This is a genomic window from Streptococcus oralis, from assembly GCF_004127215.1.
Lineage (GTDB): Bacteria > Bacillota > Bacilli > Lactobacillales > Streptococcaceae > Streptococcus > Streptococcus oralis_BD.
Window position 1 is genome coordinate 101,850 of record NZ_QEWJ01000005.1, and the last position, 21,664, is coordinate 123,513.

The 21,664-nt window shown below is 41.9% G+C and carries 19 protein-coding genes and 5 pseudogenes; 10 read left to right on the forward strand and 14 right to left on the reverse strand.

What is annotated here, in order from left to right; all coding sequences use genetic code 11:
* Positions 1 to 1,088: 1,088 nt before the first annotated feature.
* Positions 1,089 to 2,390 (reverse strand): annotated as a pseudogene (locus DF216_RS11155) (accessory Sec-dependent LPXTG-anchored adhesin); the annotation flags it as partial.
* 489 nt (positions 2,391 to 2,879) lie between these two features.
* Positions 2,880 to 3,458 (reverse strand): annotated as a pseudogene (locus tag DF216_RS11160) (hypothetical protein); the annotation flags it as partial.
* A 202-nt stretch (positions 3,459 to 3,660) separates the two neighbouring features.
* Between DF216_RS11160 and DF216_RS11165 the strand changes: the two are divergent.
* Both DF216_RS11165 and DF216_RS11170 read left to right on the forward strand, forming a co-directional pair.
* On the forward strand, positions 3,661 to 3,846 hold the full coding sequence (locus DF216_RS11165; RefSeq protein WP_440862130.1) for a hypothetical protein: 186 nt from the start codon (positions 3,661 to 3,663) through the stop codon (positions 3,844 to 3,846).
* A gap of 228 nt (positions 3,847 to 4,074) precedes the next feature.
* On the forward strand, positions 4,075 to 4,296 hold the full coding sequence (locus DF216_RS11170; protein ID WP_440862131.1) for a hypothetical protein: 222 nt from the start codon (positions 4,075 to 4,077) through the stop codon (positions 4,294 to 4,296).
* Positions 4,297 to 4,379: 83 nt separating this feature from the next.
* Here the strand turns inward: DF216_RS11170 and DF216_RS11175 are convergent.
* From DF216_RS11175 to DF216_RS05370, 3 genes and pseudogenes are all read right to left on the reverse strand, one after another.
* Positions 4,380 to 4,565, reverse strand: a pseudogene (locus DF216_RS11175) (accessory Sec-dependent serine-rich glycoprotein adhesin); the annotation flags it as partial.
* A 643-nt stretch (positions 4,566 to 5,208) separates the two neighbouring features.
* Positions 5,209 to 6,753, reverse strand: coding sequence for a peptide chain release factor 3 (locus DF216_RS05365; RefSeq protein ID WP_129326197.1), 1,545 nt, complete (start codon positions 6,751 to 6,753; stop codon positions 5,209 to 5,211).
* A gap of 146 nt (positions 6,754 to 6,899) precedes the next feature.
* Entirely contained in the window at positions 6,900 to 7,592 is a 693-nt protein-coding gene (locus DF216_RS05370; RefSeq protein ID WP_129326198.1) for a YwaF family protein, read from the reverse strand.
* A 165-nt stretch (positions 7,593 to 7,757) separates the two neighbouring features.
* Here DF216_RS05370 and gatC point away from each other — a divergent pair, with 165 nt between their 5' ends.
* The 8 genes from gatC to nusB all read left to right on the forward strand — a co-directional run bounded on the left by gatC (position 7,758) and on the right by nusB (position 14,594).
* Entirely contained in the window at positions 7,758 to 8,060 is a 303-nt protein-coding gene (gene gatC, locus DF216_RS05375; protein WP_129326199.1) for an Asp-tRNA(Asn)/Glu-tRNA(Gln) amidotransferase subunit GatC, read from the forward strand.
* The gene (gene gatA / locus DF216_RS05380) at positions 8,060 to 9,526 is read left to right on the forward strand and encodes an Asp-tRNA(Asn)/Glu-tRNA(Gln) amidotransferase subunit GatA (protein ID WP_129326200.1); all 1,467 of its coding nucleotides are present in this window, start codon (positions 8,060 to 8,062) and stop codon (positions 9,524 to 9,526) included. Before gatC ends, gatA begins: the two co-directional genes overlap by 1 nt.
* The gene (gatB, locus tag DF216_RS05385; RefSeq protein ID WP_001008642.1) at positions 9,526 to 10,971 is read left to right on the forward strand and encodes an Asp-tRNA(Asn)/Glu-tRNA(Gln) amidotransferase subunit GatB; all 1,446 of its coding nucleotides are present in this window, start codon (positions 9,526 to 9,528) and stop codon (positions 10,969 to 10,971) included. The genes gatA and gatB overlap by 1 nt, the downstream gene beginning before the upstream one ends.
* A gap of 62 nt (positions 10,972 to 11,033) precedes the next feature.
* On the forward strand, positions 11,034 to 11,990 hold the full coding sequence (locus tag DF216_RS05390; protein ID WP_129326201.1) for a zinc-ribbon domain-containing transport protein: 957 nt from the start codon (positions 11,034 to 11,036) through the stop codon (positions 11,988 to 11,990).
* 8 nt (positions 11,991 to 11,998) lie between these two features.
* Positions 11,999 to 13,126 carry an SPFH domain-containing protein gene (locus DF216_RS05395; protein WP_129326202.1) on the forward strand — a complete coding sequence of 376 codons (1,128 nt, stop codon included), beginning with the start codon at positions 11,999 to 12,001 and terminating at the stop codon, positions 13,124 to 13,126.
* Positions 13,127 to 13,207: 81 nt separating this feature from the next.
* A complete protein-coding gene (gene efp / locus DF216_RS05400; protein WP_000568642.1) occupies positions 13,208 to 13,768 on the forward strand; it encodes an elongation factor P in 561 nt (186 codons plus the stop codon).
* A gap of 21 nt (positions 13,769 to 13,789) precedes the next feature.
* Entirely contained in the window at positions 13,790 to 14,179 is a 390-nt protein-coding gene (locus tag DF216_RS05405; protein WP_129326203.1) for an Asp23/Gls24 family envelope stress response protein, read from the forward strand.
* On the forward strand, positions 14,172 to 14,594 hold the full coding sequence (gene nusB / locus DF216_RS05410; RefSeq protein ID WP_129326204.1) for a transcription antitermination factor NusB: 423 nt from the start codon (positions 14,172 to 14,174) through the stop codon (positions 14,592 to 14,594). The genes DF216_RS05405 and nusB overlap by 8 nt, the downstream gene beginning before the upstream one ends.
* A gap of 50 nt (positions 14,595 to 14,644) precedes the next feature.
* Here the strand turns inward: nusB and DF216_RS05415 are convergent.
* The 9 genes and pseudogenes from DF216_RS05415 to DF216_RS05455 all read right to left on the reverse strand — a co-directional run bounded on the left by DF216_RS05415 (position 14,645) and on the right by DF216_RS05455 (position 21,651).
* A pseudogene (locus tag DF216_RS05415) lies at positions 14,645 to 15,350 on the reverse strand (lysostaphin resistance A-like protein).
* A gap of 226 nt (positions 15,351 to 15,576) precedes the next feature.
* Positions 15,577 to 15,954: pseudogene (locus tag DF216_RS10945) on the reverse strand (hypothetical protein); the annotation flags it as partial.
* A 179-nt stretch (positions 15,955 to 16,133) separates the two neighbouring features.
* The gene (locus DF216_RS05425; protein WP_129326205.1) at positions 16,134 to 16,538 is read right to left on the reverse strand and encodes a DUF5082 family protein; all 405 of its coding nucleotides are present in this window, start codon (positions 16,536 to 16,538) and stop codon (positions 16,134 to 16,136) included.
* Between the two features lie 20 nt (positions 16,539 to 16,558).
* The gene (locus DF216_RS05430) at positions 16,559 to 17,098 is read right to left on the reverse strand and encodes a DUF3592 domain-containing protein (RefSeq protein WP_129326206.1); all 540 of its coding nucleotides are present in this window, start codon (positions 17,096 to 17,098) and stop codon (positions 16,559 to 16,561) included.
* 9 nt (positions 17,099 to 17,107) lie between these two features.
* Positions 17,108 to 17,632 (reverse strand): hypothetical protein, encoded by a 525-nt coding sequence (locus DF216_RS05435; protein WP_000732923.1) that lies wholly within the window; start codon positions 17,630 to 17,632, stop codon positions 17,108 to 17,110.
* A 144-nt stretch (positions 17,633 to 17,776) separates the two neighbouring features.
* Positions 17,777 to 18,172 carry a hypothetical protein gene (locus tag DF216_RS05440; protein WP_000066277.1) on the reverse strand — a complete coding sequence of 132 codons (396 nt, stop codon included), beginning with the start codon at positions 18,170 to 18,172 and terminating at the stop codon, positions 17,777 to 17,779.
* Positions 18,169 to 19,155, reverse strand: a complete 987-nt coding sequence (locus DF216_RS05445) for a hypothetical protein (protein ID WP_129326207.1) — start codon at positions 19,153 to 19,155, stop codon at positions 18,169 to 18,171. The genes DF216_RS05440 and DF216_RS05445 overlap by 4 nt, the downstream gene beginning before the upstream one ends.
* Positions 19,156 to 19,157: 2 nt before the next feature.
* Complete coding sequence (locus DF216_RS05450) at positions 19,158 to 21,269, reverse strand: hypothetical protein (protein WP_129326208.1); 2,112 nt, start codon at positions 21,267 to 21,269, stop codon at positions 19,158 to 19,160.
* Positions 21,270 to 21,282: 13 nt separating this feature from the next.
* Positions 21,283 to 21,651 (reverse strand): chemotaxis protein, encoded by a 369-nt coding sequence (locus DF216_RS05455; RefSeq protein WP_084942548.1) that lies wholly within the window; start codon positions 21,649 to 21,651, stop codon positions 21,283 to 21,285.
* Between the last annotated feature and the right edge of the window lie 13 nt (positions 21,652 to 21,664).

The window sequence follows — 21,664 nt, forward strand, 5'->3', positions numbered from 1 at the left end:
GTGCTTGCACTTACTGAAGCACTCGTTGAAGCTGAAGCACTTGCCGATGTACTTGCTGATGCTGATGCACTCGTTGAAGCAGATACGCTCGCTGATGTACTTGCTGATACTGAGGCACTGGTTGAAGCGGACGCACTCGCTGATGTGCTTGCACTTACTGAGGCACTCGTTGAAGCAGACGCGCTCGCTGATGTGCTTGCACTTACTGAGGCACTCGTTGAAGCCGACGCGCTCGCTGATGTACTTGCACTTACTGAGGCACTCGTTGAAGCAGACGCACTCGCTGATGTGCTTGCACTTACTGAGGCACTCGTTGAAGCAGAGGCGCTCGCTGATGTACTTGCTGATACTGAAGCACTCGTTGAAGCGGACGCACTCGCTGATGTGCTTGCACTTACTGAGGCACTCGTTGAAGCAGACGCACTCGCTGACGTGCTTGCACTTACTGAGGCACTCGTTGAAGCAGAAGCGCTCGCTGATGTACTTGCACATACTGAGGCACTCGTTGAAGCAGATGCACTCGCTGATGTGCTAGCACTTACTGAGGCACTCGTTGAAGCAGACGCACTCGCTGACGTGCTTGCACTTACTGAGGCAGATGCGCTCGCTGATGTACTTGCACTTACTGAGGCACTTGTTGAAGCCGACGCGCTTGCTGAAGTGCTTGCTGATGCTGAGGCACTTGTTGAGGCAGATGCGCTCGCTGATGTACTTGCTGATGCTGATGCACTCGTTGAAGCAGACGCACTCGCTGACGTGCTTGCACTTACTGAGGCACTTGTTGAGGCAGATGCGCTCGCTGATGTGCTTGCTGATGCTGAGGCACTCGTTGAAGCAGATACGCTCGCTGATGTACTTGCTGATGCTGATGCACTCGTTGAAGCAGACGCACTCGCTGACGTGCTTGCACTTACTGAGGCACTTGTTGAAGCAGACGCGCTTGCTGAAGTGCTTGCTGATGCTGAGGCACTTGTTGAAGCAGATACGCTCGCTGATGTACTTGCTGATACTGATGCACTTGTTGAAGCAGACGCGCTCGCTGATGTGCTGGCGCTTACTGAAGCACTCGTTGAGGCAGACGCACTCGCTGACGTGCTAGCACTTACTGAGGCACTTGTTGAGGCAGATGCGCTTGCTGAAGTACTTGCTGATGCTGAGGCACTCGTTGAAGCAGATACGCTCGCCGATGTACTTGCGCTTACTGAAGCGCTGGTCGAAGCGGAGACGCTCGCTGACGTGCTAGCACTTACTGAGGCACTCGTTGAAGCAGACGCACTCGCTGACGTGCTAGCACTTACTGAGGCACTTGTTGAGGCAGATGCGCTCGCTGAAGTGCTTGCTGATGCTGATGCACTCGTTGAAGCAGATACGCTCGCTGATGTGCTTGCTGATACTGAGGCACTTGTTGAAGCAGACGCACTCGCTGATGTACTTGCAGAAACTGATGCACTCGTTGAAGCAGATACGCTCGCTGATGTACTTGCTGATGCTGATGCACTCGTTGAAGCAGATACGCTCGCTGACGTGCTAGCACTTACTGAGGCACTCGTTGAAGCAGACGCACTCGCTGACGTGCTAGCACTTACTGAGGCACTTGTTGAGGCAGATACGCTCGCTGACGTACTTGCTGAAACTGAGGCACTAGTTGAAGCGGATACGCTCGCTGACGTGCTGGCACTTACTGAAGCGCTTGTTGAAGCAGAGGCACTTGCTGACGTACTTGCTGAAACTGAGGCACTCGTTGAAGCGGATACGCTCGCTGACGTGCTGGCACTTACTGAAGCACTCGTTGAAGCAGATGCACTCGCTGATGTGCTTGCAGAAACTGAAGCGCTCGTTGAAGCGGATACGCTCGCTGACGTGCTGGCACTTACTGAAGCGCTTGTTGAAGCAGATACGCTCGCTGACGTGCTAGCTGAAACTGAAGCGCTTGTTGAGGCGGATGCACTTGCCGATGTACTTGCGCTTACTGAAGCACTCGTTGAAGCAGATACGCTCGCTGATGTGCTGGCTGAAACTGAAGCGCTCGTTGAAGCAGACGCGCTCGCTGACGTACTTGCAGAAACTGAAGCACTGGTTGAGGCTGACTTGGACGCGCTTGTTGAAGCACTTACTGAGGCACTCGTTGAGGCAGACACACTTGCCGACGTACTTGCGCTTGTTGACTGTCTTTGACTTAGACTAGTTGAAGCACTGCTACTCTTATACTCACTATCAGAAAGTTTTACAGTGAACGTATCCGTAGTCTTATCTTTATAGATAATGGTAACTGTTCCATTGTTACTAATAGTAAAGGAATCAATACGTTTTTCCTGCTTATTGTTTAGTTTCTCAACAGCCGCCAATATACGAGTTTTTTCTTGAGGTTTTAATTCAGAAACATTCTCTACTTGGAAGGTTTCAGTCGGTGCTACCCCCTCCATAATATCTGTCAGTCTACCTTGCACAATACGGACATTACCTGGCGAAGCATTTCCTGCACTATTTTTATTCCCAGCCTTATCCGTTGCTACTGCATTACGTTGCCAACTATTTCTACCATTTTTATCGTACTCTAGATTATCATTCAAATGAGCTCTTACTGTAATGCGAGCTGGACTAGCAGTAGTTGCTGTGATATTCCCCGTTAAATGATCTACTGTTCCCGTCCCATATTTATTATCTTCAAAGAAATTATTTTTAAGGGCTGAACCATTTGCATCTTCATTTGAAACGATCTTAAATTCTGATAATTGCCCGCTATTATCTGTAGCAGTGAAATTAATTTGAATATCATCTCCTGCGTACACAACATAGTTGCCGTTTACAGGTGTTAGAGTTTGACCGTTACGAGTCACCGTCGCACTTGGAACTGGAACAGCATCCACATTAGCTGGGATAACAGCTGTAGTATTATCACGGTAGGTAATGGTAATATTCCCATTTTCAGCTACCGAAATCGTTCCGGTTACGCCATCTTTCGTAAAATCACTACCAGATAAAAGCGACTGGTTTTTTTCTTTAAATTTTTCAAGTACCTGATTGCGTTCACTTAGAGTCAAAGAAGAGGGATTCTTAACAATAACAGTATCCCCACTAACTGGGTTGTGGCGTTCGTTGAAGCCCTTGATATGGACATTCGTACGTGCTGTCGCAGTCAGGCCATGAATATCTCTTACTGTGTACTCCAGAACATAGGTACCAGGTTTATAGGGTTTCCAAGTTCCGTTTTCACGACCCACTGTCCCTATTACGTTAATAGTGTATGTTCTTTGAGCACCTGTTTGATTTCCCCATCTATCATAGGTATATAGATCCCCATATCCCCTTTTCTTAGTAGCTGGATAGTCCGGTGCATTTAAGCCTGTAATAATAGCATTGGATGGGGAAGCCGTGATTTTATCCATCCCTTTATCATCATTCAGCCTTATCTGGTAATTAACTGATTCATCATTATAAATTGTGATATTAGATGGCATAGAGATTGTAGGTGGATTAGAAGCTGCACGTAGGTGTGCCCCTCTAGTAATCACTGTCCCATTTCGTACATCGCGTACACCAGAATTAGTCGCCAAAACAGCATTAATAATCGAATTACGTGCTAAAGTAGCTTTTTGCACTACTGTTGTTAAATCGCTAGTTGGATCAGCTAAGGCCTTTTCAATTTCTGCTAACGTCGCATTGGCCTTAACAAGAGCTGAATCCGTATTTGGCAAACCAACTGCTTTTGCTAGATACTCACCTATTTCAGCTGAAAGATTGGTCAACTTCTTACGGTTTTCATCTTGCTGTTTAGCTGTAACTTCTGATGATGCTATTGCAGCGGCTGCAGCCGCAACCAAGCTAGTTGTTACAGAAGTTGATTGAACTGCACTGACACCATTCTTACCAGTAATTTCAGTTGTTTTTAATTCAGCTGAGTCAATTTCAAGGTTCTTTGCTTCTTTTGAAGTAGAAGGTTGCTGGTCAATTGCTGTTGTCGATGTGCTCTGTTCAACAGACAGACTTGACACTACAGAAACATTCGATCCACTTGTTGATTGACTGGCACTAGCAGAAGCACTGACAGACTCGCTGAATGACGTACTATTAGAAATGCTGGCCGAAAGACTAGTAGAAGTGCTAACCGAGGCACTGGCTGACGAACTATTAGACACAGATTCTGACAGCGAAGTGCTTTCACTTACAGAAGTTGACAAGCTAGCAGAAGTTTCTGAGTCACTCATTGATGTCTCACCTAGAACCACTGTATTTCTTGTAGCCAAGATATCCTTTGATTCCACCGTCTTTTCAACTGCAACAGTATCATTAGCGTAGACTCTTGTCTGAGTGGCCGCAAAACCTCCCAAAATGGTTCCAGTTGCTGCTACACCTTTCAACAAATCTAAGGCAGTCAATTTTTGACTTGCCTGATCTTCTACTAATTCTGTTTTTACCTGCGTAGCATCAACACCCCCACGCATAACTTTAAACAGACCAAATAGGGAAGTTGAGGCCCGCAACCAATGTTTCCCTGACTTGATTAATTTATACCTTGTAACGCGGTCGGTCTCTCTATATTCACCTCGTTGACGTCTAAAAAACATGTCCACTCTCCTAACCTAAAAAAGAAATTCTTCTTTCTAAAAAATTTTATCTCCTTATTATATCCTAAACATACCCACAATTCAATATTTATGATTGAGACAAATAGAAAAATTAAGAAGCAAGTAGCTTTCCCTCTGACAACATAACCTAAACGACATTTTCTAGAAGATAGGAAATTCCAACTCCAAACTGAGGAGAAATATCATTTTGGGACAATAGAACAACGAAATCATCCCAGAAGAAGTGACCGCAGAGCCTATTGAATTAAATTGTTTTCACTAATTTATCTTCGTTACAACAAAAAATCCCACGAATGGCTTAGATCCGTAGGATTTTCTTGCTAGAACGATTATTATACTACAACACGGAGTTTGGCAAATCGATTTCATTTACCAAACGTAGTTAGTAAGGCAGTTAGCTAGTTAGCTTCCTTGCCGTTACAATGAAAAAATCCACGAATCGAAATCATTCGTGGACTTTTCCTAGTGAAGCCGTTTAAGTAAGCCGATTTTACACTACGACACGGAGTTTGGCAAATCGATTATATTTGCCAAACGTAGTTAGTAAGGCAGTTAGCTAGTTCGCCAAATAGCGACTAGCGTCCAACAATTAGGAACTTTAGTTCCAATTGTTGGTACTGAGTTACATCTTCTCTTCTAACTTCACATCTGGATACTTGTCCGCAAACCAGCGCAGGGCAAATTCGTTTTCAAAGAGGAAAACAGGTTGGTCGAAACGATCTTTGGCCAAGATGTTTCGACTTGAAGACATGCGTTCGTCTAGGTCCTCTGGCTTGATCCAACGAACGGTCTTTTTGCCCATTGGAGTCATGACAACTTCAGCGTTATACTCACCTTCCATCCGGTGCTTGAAGACTTCAAACTGGAGTTGGCCGACAGCGCCCAGCATGTACTCGCCTGTTTGGTAGTTCTTATAAAGCTGAATGGCTCCTTCTTGCACTAGTTGTTCAATCCCCTTGTGGAAAGATTTTTGCTTCATGACATTCTTGGCAGAAACTTTCATGAAAATTTCAGGAGTAAAGGTTGGCAGAGGTTCAAACTCAAACTTGTTTTTTCCAACTGTCAAGGTATCACCAACTTGATAAGTACCTGTATCGTAAACTCCGATAATATCACCTGCCACAGCATTGGTTACATTTTCACGACTTTCCGCCATAAACTGAGTCACATTAGATAGTTTGGCACTCTTTCCAGTACGAGTCAGGTTAACACTCATCCCACGCTCGAATTCACCCGAAACGATACGAACAAAGGCAATACGGTCACGGTGGCGCGGGTCCATGTTGGCTTGAATTTTAAAGACAAATCCTGAGAAATCCTTGTCATAAGGATCGACAATTTCGCCATCTGTTTTTTTGTGCCCGTGTGGTTCTGGAGCAAACTTGAGGAAAGTTTCGAGGAAGGTCTGCACACCAAAGTTTGTCAAGGCTGAACCAAAGAAGACAGGAGTTAGCTCGCCAGCTAAAATAGCTTCCTCTGAAAACTCATTTCCAGCTTCATTTAGAAGTTCAATATCATCTTTGACTTGCTCGTAGAATGGATTGCTAGCAAAGAGTTTATCACCATCTTCTAGACTGGCAAAACGCTCATCTCCTTTATAGAGTTCCAAGCGTTGGTTATAGAGGTCATAGAGCCCTTCAAAGGCTTTCCCCATCCCGATTGGCCAGTTCATTGGATAGCTAGCTATGCCCAAGACTTCTTCCAATTCTTGCAAGAGGTCCAGTGGCTCACGACCGTCACGGTCCAGCTTGTTCATAAAGGTAAAGACTGGAATGCCACGGTGCTTGACAACCTCAAACAATTTCTTGGTTTGGGCCTCGATACCCTTGGCAGAGTCCACGACCATAACCGCAGCATCCACCGCCATCAAGGTCCGATAAGTATCTTCTGAGAAGTCCTCATGCCCTGGTGTATCGAGGATATTCACGCGCTTGCCATCATAGTCAAACTGCATAACAGATGAAGTAACCGAAATCCCACGTTGTTTCTCGATATCCATCCAGTCAGACTTGGCAAAAGTCCCTGTTTTCTTCCCTTTTACAGTACCAGCCTCACGAATCTCGCCCCCAAAGTAGAGCAACTGCTCAGTGATGGTTGTTTTCCCCGCGTCCGGGTGGGAGATGATGGCAAAGGTACGGCGTTTCTTAATTTCTTCTTGTAAAGTCATCTTCTTCTCTTTCTTTTCTTTTTGGATAATGGTGAATGCTATATTTTATTTTATATTTTTACATTGGAATATTCTAACCCTTTCAACCTACCTATTATAGCGGATTTTAGGGAGTTTTTCAATTGCTCATTCGATGAAAAGGCAAGTTAGAGCATAGATTTCACCTGATTTCTCTTTTTCCACCGTTTCTTAAATACTTCATCAAAGAGAAGCAAGGCAAGAGAAAGAATAACCGACACAAGGAGGTACTTTATCCATAGAGGAGCATTCGAGATAAATGGTGTATCTCTTAAGAGGCCATAATTTCCACCCGTCACCTGATTAACCCCAACTAGAAAGAGATTGAGGATAAAGGTATAGGCTACAATCATATATTTCTTGAGCAAGTTCTTGTCATAGTGATTCATCAAGTAGACCAAGGAGTTGACCAAAAGAGCATAGTGCCCAATCAAAAATGAAAAACTGGTGATATGGGGGAAGTCATAGGGGTCAAAAACAGGGTAAACCAGTGCAAAGACCGCTCCACTAGCTCCTAAGAGGGCAAAATATTGCTTGCTCCGCCATTTATCTGGCAAGAAAACCACCGCAAACATCGCCAAACGGCAATGGTAAAATGGAAGGCTATTAGAAAAGGGAATGCCAAAACCAACATACCAACTATAAAGTACTAATAACTGGAGGATCTGAATCCCCTTAAACAAGTAGACAAAGCGTGGATTCTTGTGATAAGCAAACGCCCCATAAATACAAAGCACTAAAAGAAGCATCATAACCCCATACCAAAAAAGCGGAATGGGAGGAGGGACCGTCTGAGTTCTGGTGATAAATTGATGGAACATGTTTCTATCCTAACTCTTATTTTTTTTATTCTCTAGTTTTACCATTATAGCGAATTAAAAGCGATTTTTCAATTTCTATTTCTTTTCAGTTTGGCTCCCTTATTTATAGGAAAATATGGTAAAATAGAACAGACTAAAAATCATCATTTCACGAAAGGATGCAAGATGAAAATTACGCAAGAAGAGGTAACACACGTTGCCAATCTTTCAAAATTAAGATTCTCTGAAGAAGAAACTGCTGCCTTTGCGACCACCTTGTCTAAGATTGTAGATATGGTTGAGTTGCTAGGCGAAGTCGACACAACTGGTGTCGCACCTACTACGACCATGGCTGACCGCAAGACTGTACTCCGCCCTGATGTGGCCGAAGAAGGAACAGACCGTGATCGCTTGTTTAAAAACGTACCTGAAAAAGAAAACTACTATATCAAGGTACCAGCTATCCTAGACGATGGAGGGAATGCCTAATGACTTTTAATCATAAAACTATTGAAGAGTTGCACAATCTCCTTGTCTCTAAGGAGATTTCAGCAACTGAATTGACCCAAGCTACACTTGAAGATATTAAGTCTCGCGAGACATCTATCAACGCTTTTGTCACCATCGCTGAGGAGCAAGCTCTTGCCCAAGCCAAAGCCATTGACCAAGCAGGAATTGACGCGGATAATGTCCTTTCAGGAATTCCGCTTGCTGTCAAAGATAATATCTCTACCGACGGTATCCTCACAACTACAGCCTCAAAAATGCTCTACAACTACGAGCCTATTTTTGATGCGACTGCTGTTACTAACGCTAAAGCCAAGGGCATGATTGTCGTTGGGAAAACCAACATGGACGAATTTGCCATGGGTGGATCAGGTGAGACTTCTTACTACGGTGCCACTAAAAACGCTTGGGACCAGACCAAGGTTCCTGGTGGTTCATCAAGTGGTTCTGCTGCAGCTGTAGCTTCTGGGCAAGTCCGCTTGTCACTTGGTTCTGATACTGGTGGTTCCATCCGCCAACCAGCTGCCTTCAACGGGATCGTTGGTCTCAAACCAACCTACGGAACGGTTTCACGTTTCGGTCTCATTGCCTTTGGTAGTTCACTAGACCAAATCGGACCTTTCGCACCAACTGTTAAGGAAAATGCCCTCTTGCTCAACGCGATTGCCAGCGAAGATGCCAAAGACTCGACTTCTGCTCCTGTCCGCATTGCTGACTTTACTTCAAAAATCGGGCAAGATATCAAGGGAATGAAAATCGCTTTGCCTAAGGAATACCTCGGTGAAGGAATTGACCCAGAAGTTAAAGAAACCATCCTCAACGCAGCCAAACACTTTGAAAAACTTGGTGCTATCGTTGAAGAAGTCAGCCTCCCTCACTCTAAATACGGAGTTGCCGTTTACTACATCATCGCTTCTTCAGAAGCTTCATCAAACTTGCAACGCTTTGATGGTATCCGTTATGGCTACCGTGCAGAAGATGCAACTAATCTTGATGAAATCTATGTAAACAGCCGTAGCCAAGGTTTCGGTGAAGAAGTGAAACGCCGTATCATGCTAGGTACTTTCAGCCTTTCATCAGGTTACTACGATGCCTACTACAAGAAAGCTGGTCAGGTCCGTACCCTCATTATCCAAGATTTCGAAAACGTCTTTGAGGATTACGACTTGATTTTGGGACCAACTGCACCAAGCGTTGCCTATGATTTGAACTCACTCAACCACGACCCCGTTGCCATGTACTTGGCTGACCTTTTGACCATTCCTGTCAACTTAGCGGGTCTCCCAGGAATTTCAATTCCTGCTGGATTCTCTCAAGGTCTACCTGTCGGTCTGCAATTGATCGGTCCTAAATACTCAGAAGAGACCATTTACCAAGCTGCTGCTGCCTTTGAAGCAACAACAGACTACCACAAACAACAACCTGTGATTTTTGGAGGTGACAACTAATGAACTTTGAAACAGTCATTGGACTTGAAGTCCACGTAGAGCTCAACACCAATTCAAAAATCTTCTCACCTACATCTGCCCACTTTGGAAATGACCAAAATGCCAACACCAACGTGATTGACTGGTCTTTCCCAGGAGTGCTTCCGGTTCTCAATAAAGGTGTTGTCGATGCTGGTATCAAGGCAGCTCTTGCTCTTAACATGGACATCCATAAAAAGATGCACTTTGACCGCAAGAACTACTTCTATCCTGATAATCCAAAAGCCTACCAAATTTCTCAGTTTGATGAGCCAATCGGCTACAATGGATGGATTGAAGTGGAACTAGAAGATGGTACAACTAAGAAAATCGGTATCGAACGCGCTCACCTAGAGGAAGATGCTGGTAAAAACACCCACGGTACAGATGGCTACTCCTATGTTGACCTCAACCGCCAAGGGGTGCCTTTGATTGAGATTGTATCTGAAGCGGACATGCGTTCTCCAGAGGAAGCCTACGCTTATCTGACAGCCCTCAAGGAAGTTATCCAATACGCTGGCATTTCTGACGTTAAGATGGAAGAAGGTTCTATGCGTGTGGATGCCAACATCTCGCTTCGTCCTTATGGTCAAGAGAAATTCGGTACCAAGACTGAGTTGAAAAATCTCAACTCCTTCTCCAATGTTCGTAAGGGTCTTGAATACGAAGTCCAACGTCAAGCTGAAATCCTTCGCTCAGGTGGTCAAATCCGCCAAGAAACACGCCGTTACGATGAAGCTAACAAGGCAACCATCCTCATGCGTGTCAAAGAAGGTGCTGCAGACTACCGCTACTTCCCAGAACCAGACCTACCCCTCTTTGAAATCTCAGATGAGTGGATCGAAGAAATGCGTACAGAGTTGCCAGAGTTTCCAAAAGAGCGCCGTGCCCGTTACGTGGCTGACCTTGGCTTGTCAGACTACGATGCTAGCCAGTTGACTGCCAACAAAGTTACTTCTGACTTCTTTGAAAAAGCTGTTGCCCTCGGTGGCGATGCTAAGCAAGTCTCAAATTGGCTCCAAGGGGAAGTCGCTCAATTCTTGAACGCTGAAGGAAAAACACTCGAACAAATCGAATTGACTCCAGAAAACTTGGTAGAAATGATTGCCATCATCGAAGACGGCACTATCTCATCTAAGATTGCTAAAAAAGTCTTTGTCCACCTAGCTAAAAATGGCGGTGGTGCGCGTGAATACGTGGAAAAAGCAGGCTTAGTGCAAATCTCTGATCCAGATGTTCTGATTCCGATCATTCACCAAGTCTTTGCGGATAACGAAGTTGCCGTTGCCGACTTCAAGTCAGGCAAACGCAACGCAGACAAGGCCTTCACAGGATTCCTTATGAAGGCAACCAAAGGACAAGCTAACCCACAAGTCGCCCTTAAACTGCTTGCACAAGAATTGGCGAAGTTGAAAGAGAGTGAGTAATTCGCTAGTAGTCACCCAGTAGTCTAGCCAGCTACCTTTTCAATCATATAGTTAGGAGACACATGAAAAAGATTTACGCTCTTTTAATGACCTGTTTATTACTTGTTTTTCTATCCGTGCCTCAAATCGTTGATGCGGGTGTCGGACATTCCAGAAGTGGAGGAAGCAGCCGCAGTAGCTCCAGAAGTAGTAGCCGCTCAAGTGGAGGTGGAAGTCGTTCTGGCGGCTCATCCTACCACTACTACCGCTCTGGATACGGATCATCCTCTGACAGTTCTACTAGCTCTCCCTATCTAGGTTTTATGTTCATATTAGTCGGAGGAATCATACTAGTTGTTATCGTCAAATCCTTGCAGAATAAGTCTGGAGATTCGAGTTCAACCTACACTAGTAATGATTATCAAACGCTCCATCGTCGAGTTGAACACAACACACTGGCCATTAGCCGTGTGAAATACGGAGATCCGAACTTTGACGCGGAAGCTTTCACATCTTGGGTTAAGGAAGTCTACCTTAAATTGCAGGTTGCCTGGACTGAAAAAAATTGGAACTCTGTCCGCGCTTTAGAAAGTACCAGTCTCTACTCCCAACACAGTGCCCAACTTGAGGACCATATTCGAGCTAAAACAACCAATGTTTTAGAGAAAGTTTGTATCGAAAATGTTCGCATCAAGGAGTTCATTGAAAATCCTGACGGAAACGATACCTTAGTGGTGATTCTATCATCTACCTTGCGTGACTATGTCATTGACGATGAGACTCGCCGTGTCATTGAAGGAGACCCTAAAAAAGATCTCTTCACCGTGTATCAATTGAACTTTATCCGTCAACACGGTAGCCAAACGCAAGCAGTCAATCCAGACGAAGTTGTGAGCGACCACTGTCCAAACTGTGGCGCCCCATTGAAAATCTCTGCAGTTAGCGAGTGCGACTACTGTGGTGCCAATCTCTCTCGCAGTCCAAACCAATGGGTACTCGATACCTATGATGTTGTGGATGAAGACGAGCTTTATAATTAGGAGGAATTATGGGATTTATACGTGCAGCCTTATCAGCAGGCTTAAATAGTTTTAATGATAGTAAATTCAAGGAAGCCATTGTCCTTCCAGATAATGTCTCTGGCGACGCCTTGGCCATCAAGGGTCAATTACTCACAAAAGACCCAGATGGACGTTCTCGTCACAGCAATCAAAATACAGGTCTCTTGTCAGATGGCAGTGTGGTTATCGTTCCTCAAGGTTATACCGCTGTTTTGGTAAACAACGGTACCTTCCTTGGTGAAGTCCTCGAAGCTGGTAGCCACGAATGGCAAGCTGGTGATAACGCCTGGCTCCTTGAAAAAGGTGGTTTAAAAGGCACTTGGGAAAACTTTAAAAACCGTTTCTCTTTTGGTGGACAAGTCATCACCCAACAGGAAATCATCTTTATCCGCATGCAACCCATCGCGGGCAATAAGTTCGGCACACAAAATGCGGTCGAATACTTCAGTGAACGTTACCAACAACTGCTCAACATCCGTTTCTATGGCTTGTTTGATGTAAAAATCGCAGATCCCGTCCTCTTCTACGTGAGTTCTGTTAGCCGTCAAATTACTGACAGACAGCCATTTACTCTCCAAGATGTAGCTCAAGGAACGCTCCGTCAAAATATCGCACCGAAAATCGCGATTGCCATCGCCAAATATACCAATGAGAACAAGGTTGATATCTATAGCCTCAATGCCAATCAAGACACCTTTAACGAACTCGCTAAACAAGAGGTTAACAAGGTTTGGACAGGTCTCTACGGGATTGAAGCGACTAATATCTTGCTTGAAGACCTCAGCTACGATCAAGAAAGTCTTGATATCGTTCGCAAGCTTGATAGTGAGCTCGTGGCAATGAAGTACAACACGATTGAAATCGAAGAACGCCGTGCTCGTAACGAAGCTCTCATCGCTGCAGCTGCCAATGAAGGAAATGGCAATGGGATGAACATGTTTATGGGTATGAATCTTGGCCAAACTCTCGGTGGTCAACTAAGCCAACAAGTTCAAAATCAAACACCGGCTCAAAACACTGGGCAAACTGCCAGCAAGAATTTTTATATCGAAGTCGATGGAAAATACGTTCTCGTCACCAAGGACGAAGATGGAAATATCGTACCAGTCAACTAATTAAGCTCCTTCTGACATTTGAGTAATGTTGTCTTTTATGGTACAATAAAGAGTAAATTATTTTATTAAAGAGGTAAAAACATGATTGAAGCAAGTAAATTAAAAGCTGGTATGACCTTTGAAACAGCTGACGGAAAATTGATCCGCGTTTTGGAAGCTAGCCACCACAAACCAGGTAAAGGAAACACCATCATGCGTATGAAATTGCGTGATGTCCGTACTGGTTCTACATTTGACACAAGCTACCGTCCAGAGGAAAAATTTGAACAAGCCATCATCGAGACTGTCCCAGCTCAATACTTGTACAAAATGGATGACACAGCTTACTTCATGAATACAGAAACTTACGACCAATACGAAATCCCTGTAGTCAACGTTGAAAACGAATTGCTTTACATCCTTGAAAACTCAGAAGTGAAAATCCAATTCTACGGAACTGAAGTGATTGGTGTCACAGTTCCTACTACTGTTGAATTGACAGTTGCAGAAACTCAACCATCTATCAAAGGTGCTACTGTTACAGGTTCTGGTAAGCCAGCAACGATGGAAACTGGACTTGTCGTAAACGTTCCAGACTTCATCGAAGCAGGACAAAAACTCGTCATCAACACTGCTGAAGGAACTTACGTTTCTCGTGCCTAATCTCTAGAAAGAGGTCATTCTATGGGAATTGAAGAACAACTTGGCGAAATCGTTATCGCCCCACGTGTACTTGAAAAAATCATTGCTATTGCTACAGCAAAAGTAGAGGGTGTTCACTCTTTTTCAAACAAATCAGTATCTGACACCCTTTCAAAACTTTCTCTTGGTCGCGGTGTTTATCTACGAAATGTTGATGAGAAACTAACAGTGGACATCTACCTTTATCTTGAGTATGGGGTAAAGGTACCAAAAGTCGCTATGACTATTCAAAAAGCTGTCAAAGATGCTGTTTACAATATGGCTGATGTGGAATTGGATGTTGTTAATATCCATGTTACAGGTATCGTCCCAGATAAAACACCAAAACCTGACTTGAAAGACTTGTTTGATGAGGACTTCCTCAATGACTAGTCCACTATTAGAATCTAGGCGTGAGCTCCGTAAGTGTGCCTTTCAAGCTCTCATGAGTCTTGAGTTCGGTACAGACACCGAAACTGCTTGTCGTTTCGCCTATACACACGATTGTGAAGATACTGATGTGCAACTTCCAGCCTTTTTGACAGAGCTCGTTTCTGGTGTTCAAGCTAAAAAGGAAGAACTTGACAAGCAAATCACACAGCATTTAAAAGCAGGTTGGACCATCGAGCGTTTAACACTCGTGGAGAGAAACCTCCTTCGCTTAGGAGTCTTTGAAATCACTTCATTTGACACCCCTCAGCTGGTTGCTGTTAACGAAGCTATCGAGCTTGCAAAGGTCTTCTCAGATCAAAAATCTGCCCGTTTTATCAATGGACTGCTCAGCCAGTTTGTAACAGAAGAACAGTAAATAGAAAAAAGTGTTTGACAGATATCAAACACTTTTTTCTTTGCCTTCCACTATCTAAAAAAGTGGTAATAGACATAATTATAAACAAAGATCCAGATGGGTTTTGCATAAATGAGAAAGTTGAAAAAGCTATGGCACAGGATGGTGATTTTTAGGTTCTTTGTCCAACGGTAGGCAAGGGCATAGAAGAGACCGCCTAAACTATAAATAATCAAACTGATAGGATCTCTGTGAGTTAGGATCAAATGACTAAGTCCAAAGATAAGAGCAGATAGGATAACATCCAGATAGTACTTGGACTGGGGGAAAAAGGTATTCATAAAGTACCCTCTATAAATCAGTTCCTCCAATATAGGTCCGACGACTACTGTTAAACTAAAACTGAGAACAGTTGATAGAAAAGTTGGTTGCCCATTGGAGTATAGAATCGAAAGAAGATCTTGAAAGATATACTTGTTATCAATTTGGTGATGAAACTGTAACTGAAAAGCATCCACCAATTGACGATTAAAATAAGTAGCCACTAGACCAAATACAAGGTAAAAGAATCTTGACTTCTTTGAACTCTTTTTTTCAAAAATATAGAGCATCTCTTTCTTTTTGAGCCAGTAGATAAATAGTAGCAAAAGAGCTATTACTTCAACTGTTGAAAAGATAGAATAGCCATCTACCCCCCATCCCAAAAACTTAGTCTGGTAGATAAACCGATAGAAATACCAGCAAGATAAAGACTCCTAAATGCCCTAGTTTTTTCATTTTTACAAACTTCCTTAACTTCTTGTTCCGCTATATAACTTATACTCGTGATTTAGATTCTTAATTTTTTTCAAATTTGAAAATCATTCAAACATTACAAGCTTCTATATCTAGTATAAATCATTTTTGACCAGTGTGCCATCCATCTCCCCAACTGTCAATTTTTCGTCCTGAAATGTATGTTCTCTAGAAAAAATGAGACCTTTCTAGTCTCATTTAGTCATTCTTAATACTTTCTAAAGCGTTGGTAACGTCCTTCGAGGAGCTGTTCCAAGGCTAAGCCTTGCAAGCGGTCAAGCTCTGCATGCAATTCATTTTTAACACGAGCTTGCAGTTCTTTACTGGAGAGACCAGCCTCTGAAATTACTTTATCCACGATTCCCATTTCTAGGAGTTCGTGTGAAGTGATTTTCATTAACTCTGCTGCTTCCATAGCACGCCCCGTCTGAGTGATCTCAGCCGCATCCGGTGTATGAAGCATTTCATTGGAGTCCGAACAATCCGCCACCTTAAGGGCAATCTTAAAGCGTGAGTTGGACCAGATCTGATCATCCACCACACCTGATGGCTTCTGCGTGGCTAGGATCAAGTGAACCCCGAGGGACGGGGTATATTTTTTGTAAATAGCAGAGCGGATAAACAAGAGAAAAATATAGAATTTTCAAGGTACTGGAAGGAAAATGTCTTTGTCCCATTATACCATATGCGTGACACCGTGAGAAGATGAGAAAAGCAAAAGAAAATCACCTGAAATAAATTCAGGTGGTTAATGAAATTTTGCAGCTAGTTGAAGAAACTTTCAATCCAACCACTTATATTGTTTAACAATATTCCTAGCTGGCCAATAAGTCCATCCATCTCCAAAACTTTATTCTCATACTCATTAATTTTTATGAGTAACTCATCAATATTTTCGTCCATGGCCTTAATACTAGAATCAAAATATGAAATCAGATTACCTGCGGGTGTAACAAATTTCGTATCATGCAAATTTCCAGTCCAGGAATCATCATGTTCATCTTTTTTAGAAGCTACAGTTTTTTTTTGCTTAACAAACTCACTTTTAATTTTCCTTAATTCGTCATATATTTCCTTGACTTTTTTTGCCTCTTCTAAGTAACCTTCTTTTTTTGATTGAGCTGAACTAATCTGCGATTGAATTGCAGCTTGTTGACTAGCGTTTGACATAATTCCTCCTCTTAAATTTACTATTTATAAAATTCATTCAATAGAAATACCATTGTCAACAAGATGGGTGCTAAAATTAATGTTGCCATACATATCCATACTTGACGCTTATACACCACTTCCATACCACTGTATCTCTCAACAAAAGACTCTTTGGGACAAGCAGGGTTATACCAAACCATCATCTTTGAGCCCTTTGGAAAAGCATCTTCCAAAACACGTGTAACAGAAACGACAGAATTTCTATAAATTGTTATCTTTTGAGCTAATAACTCCGACCTCGAAGTGGCTTGTACACTCTTCCAAGGAACTGATATGAGAATGACTCTATGGTAGTCCAGATTTCTTTGATAAGTATGCCCATCAACTTTATATTCAACAATTGGAGGACCTGCTGGTTTTGAATACTTGTATCCTACTACAACTCCCTCAACACATGCAGTAGATAAATTTTTTATCCTTAGTTCTCTTTTGTAAAAATAACGGAAAAAGAAAAGTACAGATGAACAGAGTAATAAAACTCCAAATAGCAACAAAAAATAAAGCTTTAAATCTGACATATAGTTCTCCTACTTCATTTGAATATCTGATATACTTAGATTCATTTTTCTTTCATCTACAATCTTTGTAACAATCGATTTCTGTTCAGTTGTTAAAGGAAGTAAGAAAATTGTTGCAGATTGTGTAGGCAGCTCCCCGCTTTCAGAAATTTTGTATTCAACTAATTCATTTTGGTAGATTTGCTGTCCCGCATAACTCCAACTAATTTTAAATTTAGCATCATGATTAATGTCAGTATCCGTCTTGTTTAATATCATAAATACTGCATACTCCTGCTCATTAAATGTATATGTACTACCAGAATAGTATAGAGTAACTTCTCCTTGATTACCTACCTCAGGATGTTCTTCAATTAATTTCTTTCCAAACTCTATTAATTCCGAAGTTTTACCTTCATATTGTGGTGCTACTACAAATTTTAATTTTTTCTCCTCCTTGACAATCGTCTCATTTTTATTAGCCTCTTTATCTTTAATCCCATTAGAGCAACCTCCAAGTATTAACAATAAAATTATAACAAACAGCTTCTTCATTTTTTCACCTTTCTATTCAAAATCCAATTAATGCCTTTTCCTATTTTCATTTCTAACTCCTTAATATTATTCGTATTTAATTATATCATACGAAACTTATAATAGAAAAACTCACCTGAATTAAATTCAGGTGAGTTCAAATAGTTATGGAAAATCTTTGTATTGACTCTCTGCGATTTCAACCATTTTCCTACGATTATGACGTTCCTTGGAATCTTTTCCGCCTTGGATATATCGTTCTCTACGCTCCGCTCGTGACTCAGGAGCTTTCGTATACATATTCTGACCGATGGACTGAGCCATACTAGCATCTGCGCTTCGAAAGGCTTCACCAACCGCCCCAAGGTACTCATCTAAGGAACTAATCGTCTCCACCATTTCCTTAGAGAGTTTCTTAATACCATCTGTCGCAGCTTCTATCTTTTCCGTCGCACTTGAAGAAATGAGGTCCGAAACGTTATGTTCTAACTCACCACTCATATCTTTAAATGCACCATTCACCCGGCTGAGATTATCCGGATTAATTTTCTTATTACTCATCGGCTGTCTCCCTTGTCTACTTTATAAAGGTTTTTTAGAGCTGGATGCTGCTCTAACCAGGCATTCGCCTCTTGGCTGTTACGAATCTGAACATCTGAGGCTTCCCCATCATCATTCAGTCCATAAACGGTTAGGAGGTCTTCTCCCTTGGGGGCGAACCAGTGTAACAAGGTATCAAACCACTCATCCGGTGTAACCTTATCTGGACGGATATAAAGCGACCAATCCTGATTGATAAGTTTATCTTTTAGGTCCGGATAAAGACTATAGAGATTGATATTAGGGTCTGGGACTTGCCCTTCAGAGCCAGTTACACCAATCTCATTCGAAGGATCAAAATAACCTAGACTCCTTAAAACCTTATTATAATTAGTTACTTGCGCTATATCACTTATGTCATAGTCCCTTCCAAACTTTGTATCTTTTGGAAGTTCCACCACTTCTTCCGTCTCCACATTGAGATAGACATCTTTGTAAATTCGATTCTCTTCATCCGATAAATCACCAATTCTCAACCTAAAATAGTGAGTACCCTCAACATAATAGGAGTCAATTAGATTAATAGGAATACTTTTCTGATTGTAGCTTCGCACTGCCTGATATAGGTCAATCTTTCGCTCAGGCAAGCCCTCCTTGTCTAAATTATACAAAATCAAGTTCCAATACTCTCCCTCCATCTGGAGATGAGGTAGGGTATGTAGCTTTTTTTCATCCTCTACTATAAAAGTCTTGTACTCATCTGTGATCGCATATGTTTTACTGACAAATAAACTCCCTTTATTGCTAGGCGCAAGGACGTATTGACTCTTATCTCCAAATAGTTGAAAGTCTGATTTTTCCATGGCAGTTCGCATTCTATACTCTTGTTCTTTTGGAGTTTGACTGGGTTTCAAGAGAAGTAAGAAACAAGCTCCTGTTATGACTAGAAAAAGAAGAAGGAGGGACCAGACAACTTTCCGATTCCTAAATACCTGTTTGTTCACTATTAGTTACCTCCTATTCCAACTAAGTGATTGAAATAAAGACCCTCCGCCTTACTATAATCATCATAGGTAAAATTATAATCTTTAATATCCTGTGTTACATTTTGGAATTCATTCAATCCTTTTACGAGCTTTTCTCCACCCAGTTGCTCAGGAGAAATGCTGCCATCCCCACTGAAAAGAGCTTTCACTTCCTCTGTATAGTCCCCAGATGGTTCAATCGCATTCAATTTTCTTTCTAGTTTATCTAAATCATCAACTGCTTTTGCTACATTATTTGGGTTTTGCTCTAAAATCCGACGGAAATAATAACCTCGTAAACCATTTTGCTGGAGGTCTGCCATCCGAAGATTGGCCTCAAAGTCATAACGAGATTGACCAGAAATATGCTTATAGCTATTTCCTTCTTTTATTGCTGTAGCACCTGTATCCATTTCTTGATTTAAAAGATCGTTATCCATTTTTTCCAACTCTGATTGAATCTTTTGAGCTTTCTCAAAATGTTCTAAGAAACCACCAGCAACATGTGAACTAGCTTTTTTTATATTCTTATATTTTTTAAAATCAGTTTCACTCAGTGCCTTTGTACCATTTTTAGCTATAGCATCAAATATGTTTTTCTCCTCTTTGGTTGCTGCTGCTGCTTCTACCATATTCCAAAAGAAACCTGCAGCCGGGTTCATAGATACAATGTTCTTAGTTGTATTATAAGCCGATTCCAGCCATAAACGGTCTTTTTGCTTTCTAAGTTCTTCCATTTTATCTAATTTTTTAAGCTGATCCTGCTCCTTATAACTACTTACACTAATCGTTTCAGAGCCATCTTTTCGATCTATTCCTAAATCTTGGATTGTAAAGGTATATTCACCATTCTTCTTCGAAGAGGTAAAACTTCCTGCTTTAATATTTCGTTTAGTCGTCGCTGTAAAATCACCAATTTCCCCATTGCCTAGAGAAACTCTTTTAGCCGTAATTGTGGTCTTTCCAAATTTTTCAGTATTCATATACGTTAAAATATTATTTAGACGACCATAGCGAACGGAGGTTTCCTTTAATGCTTTTAAGCGTTCTTTTGCTTCCTCTTCCTCTTTTAACCATTCTTCATACTCTTTACTATTGTAGTCTTTTGGCATAGGCTTTCTCAACGATTGCCCCTTAGCATTAAGGCCATCTACAATCGTATCAATACTAGATGATAATTTCGCTGTATAGACTTGAACCTCTTTCACATCTCGATTAGAAAGAACCTCAAAGAATGCCCCTAATCCATCAACTTCACCTTTCTCAGCAGCCTTTTCTAGACGATTGGCAACTAGCATCGTCGTTGGGAGACTAGCATCATCCACTTTCGCTCTGGCTAATTTTTCAAAATAGTCTTTTTTTGTCTTATATCTAGATTCAGAAATTAAAACCTTTATGATTTCAACATCATCAGAGGTATAAGCCGCATCAAGATAATTGACATTATCCTGTCTTAAGTCACCTCGTTGGATAGCATCCAAAATATTTAAAGCTGGAATAGAAGTTATGGCCTTGGCATTTTGAGTCAAAATTGCTAAAGACTCAAAGGTCTCGGCTGACTTTGTTATGTCAGTCTCTAGTTTTTCATGAGCAGTCTTAATTCCCTTATGTGTTTCCTTTCGAGACTTCACTTCCTCCAAAATCAAACTGTCAGCTGTGGAATCAAAATTAGAAATTGTGGCATCCCCTTCTCCCATTACATCAACAGCTTGCTGAACTACTTTTATGACTTTACTTTTTACTATTGCAATTACATCACGTTGCTGGGCTTCCAAAGAGTTCGTTAGAGTGGTCATAGATTCATCATCTGTAAAAGCCAAGGAAGAAAAACCCAAACCTTTCAATTCTCCCGTAAAGGTGAAAACTTGTTGACCATAGGTCATGACAGCTTTTGGAGCATCTTTAAATACCGTTGTTTGTATCGTATTCAACTTCTCAAAGAATGCATTAATGGCCTCTGCCTTCTCACCTTCAAGGCTAGTATTAAACTCTCGGACTGTATCACTCGCCGCTTCTTCAAAACGTCCGCCAAAACTATGAATACTAGTTCCATAGCTGTCTAAACCAGCTATATTTTTCACTTGTATCGACATCTACTTCTCCTTTCTAGTTGCCATTTAAAGCCATATTTAAGGCGTATCGGGCATTTGATTCTGCTAACCGAGCGCTTTGTAAATCTGATTCTGCTTCCGAAATCTTACTATCCAGCAAAGATAAAATTTCATCCTTTTTTTCAGACAGCATTTTCTCTAATTTGTCCAAATCTTCTCTCTCTTGTTTTGCCTCGTCATCATACTTTTCGCCTGCAATATAAGATGACAACGATGAGGATGTCCAGATATCTGTAGATTCATTTTTAACGTTCTTTCGCTCAGCTTCTAATTCTGCTTTTCTACTAGCCGCTTGGCTTGTTACTGACGAAGCGCTATACAAGGCATTGGTCAACGCTATAATAGTTTCAATATCTTTAGCCATAGCTATCCTCCCT

Bases quoted from the DNA above. Each gene is read 5' to 3' on its own strand.
- DF216_RS11170 (WP_440862131.1), top strand. From the start codon at position 4,075: ATGCTGGCCGAAAGACTAGTAGAAGTGCTAACCGAGGCACTGGCTGAC.
- DF216_RS05365 (WP_129326197.1), bottom strand. From the start codon at position 6,753: ATGACTTTACAAGAAGAAATTAAGAAACGCCGTACCTTTGCCATCATC.
- DF216_RS05370 (WP_129326198.1), bottom strand. From the start codon at position 7,592: ATGTTCCATCAATTTATCACCAGAACTCAGACGGTCCCTCCTCCCATT.
- gatC (WP_129326199.1), top strand. From the start codon at position 7,758: ATGAAAATTACGCAAGAAGAGGTAACACACGTTGCCAATCTTTCAAAA.
- gatA (WP_129326200.1), top strand. From the start codon at position 8,060: ATGACTTTTAATCATAAAACTATTGAAGAGTTGCACAATCTCCTTGTC.
- gatB (WP_001008642.1), top strand. From the start codon at position 9,526: ATGAACTTTGAAACAGTCATTGGACTTGAAGTCCACGTAGAGCTCAAC.
- DF216_RS05390 (WP_129326201.1), top strand. From the start codon at position 11,034: ATGAAAAAGATTTACGCTCTTTTAATGACCTGTTTATTACTTGTTTTT.
- DF216_RS05395 (WP_129326202.1), top strand. From the start codon at position 11,999: ATGGGATTTATACGTGCAGCCTTATCAGCAGGCTTAAATAGTTTTAAT.
- efp (WP_000568642.1), top strand. From the start codon at position 13,208: ATGATTGAAGCAAGTAAATTAAAAGCTGGTATGACCTTTGAAACAGCT.
- DF216_RS05405 (WP_129326203.1), top strand. From the start codon at position 13,790: ATGGGAATTGAAGAACAACTTGGCGAAATCGTTATCGCCCCACGTGTA.
- nusB (WP_129326204.1), top strand. From the start codon at position 14,172: ATGACTAGTCCACTATTAGAATCTAGGCGTGAGCTCCGTAAGTGTGCC.
- DF216_RS05425 (WP_129326205.1), bottom strand. From the start codon at position 16,538: ATGTCAAACGCTAGTCAACAAGCTGCAATTCAATCGCAGATTAGTTCA.
- DF216_RS05430 (WP_129326206.1), bottom strand. From the start codon at position 17,098: ATGTCAGATTTAAAGCTTTATTTTTTGTTGCTATTTGGAGTTTTATTA.
- DF216_RS05435 (WP_000732923.1), bottom strand. From the start codon at position 17,632: ATGAAGAAGCTGTTTGTTATAATTTTATTGTTAATACTTGGAGGTTGC.
- DF216_RS05440 (WP_000066277.1), bottom strand. From the start codon at position 18,172: ATGAGTAATAAGAAAATTAATCCGGATAATCTCAGCCGGGTGAATGGT.
- DF216_RS05450 (WP_129326208.1), bottom strand. From the start codon at position 21,269: ATGTCGATACAAGTGAAAAATATAGCTGGTTTAGACAGCTATGGAACT.
- DF216_RS05455 (WP_084942548.1), bottom strand. From the start codon at position 21,651: ATGGCTAAAGATATTGAAACTATTATAGCGTTGACCAATGCCTTGTAT.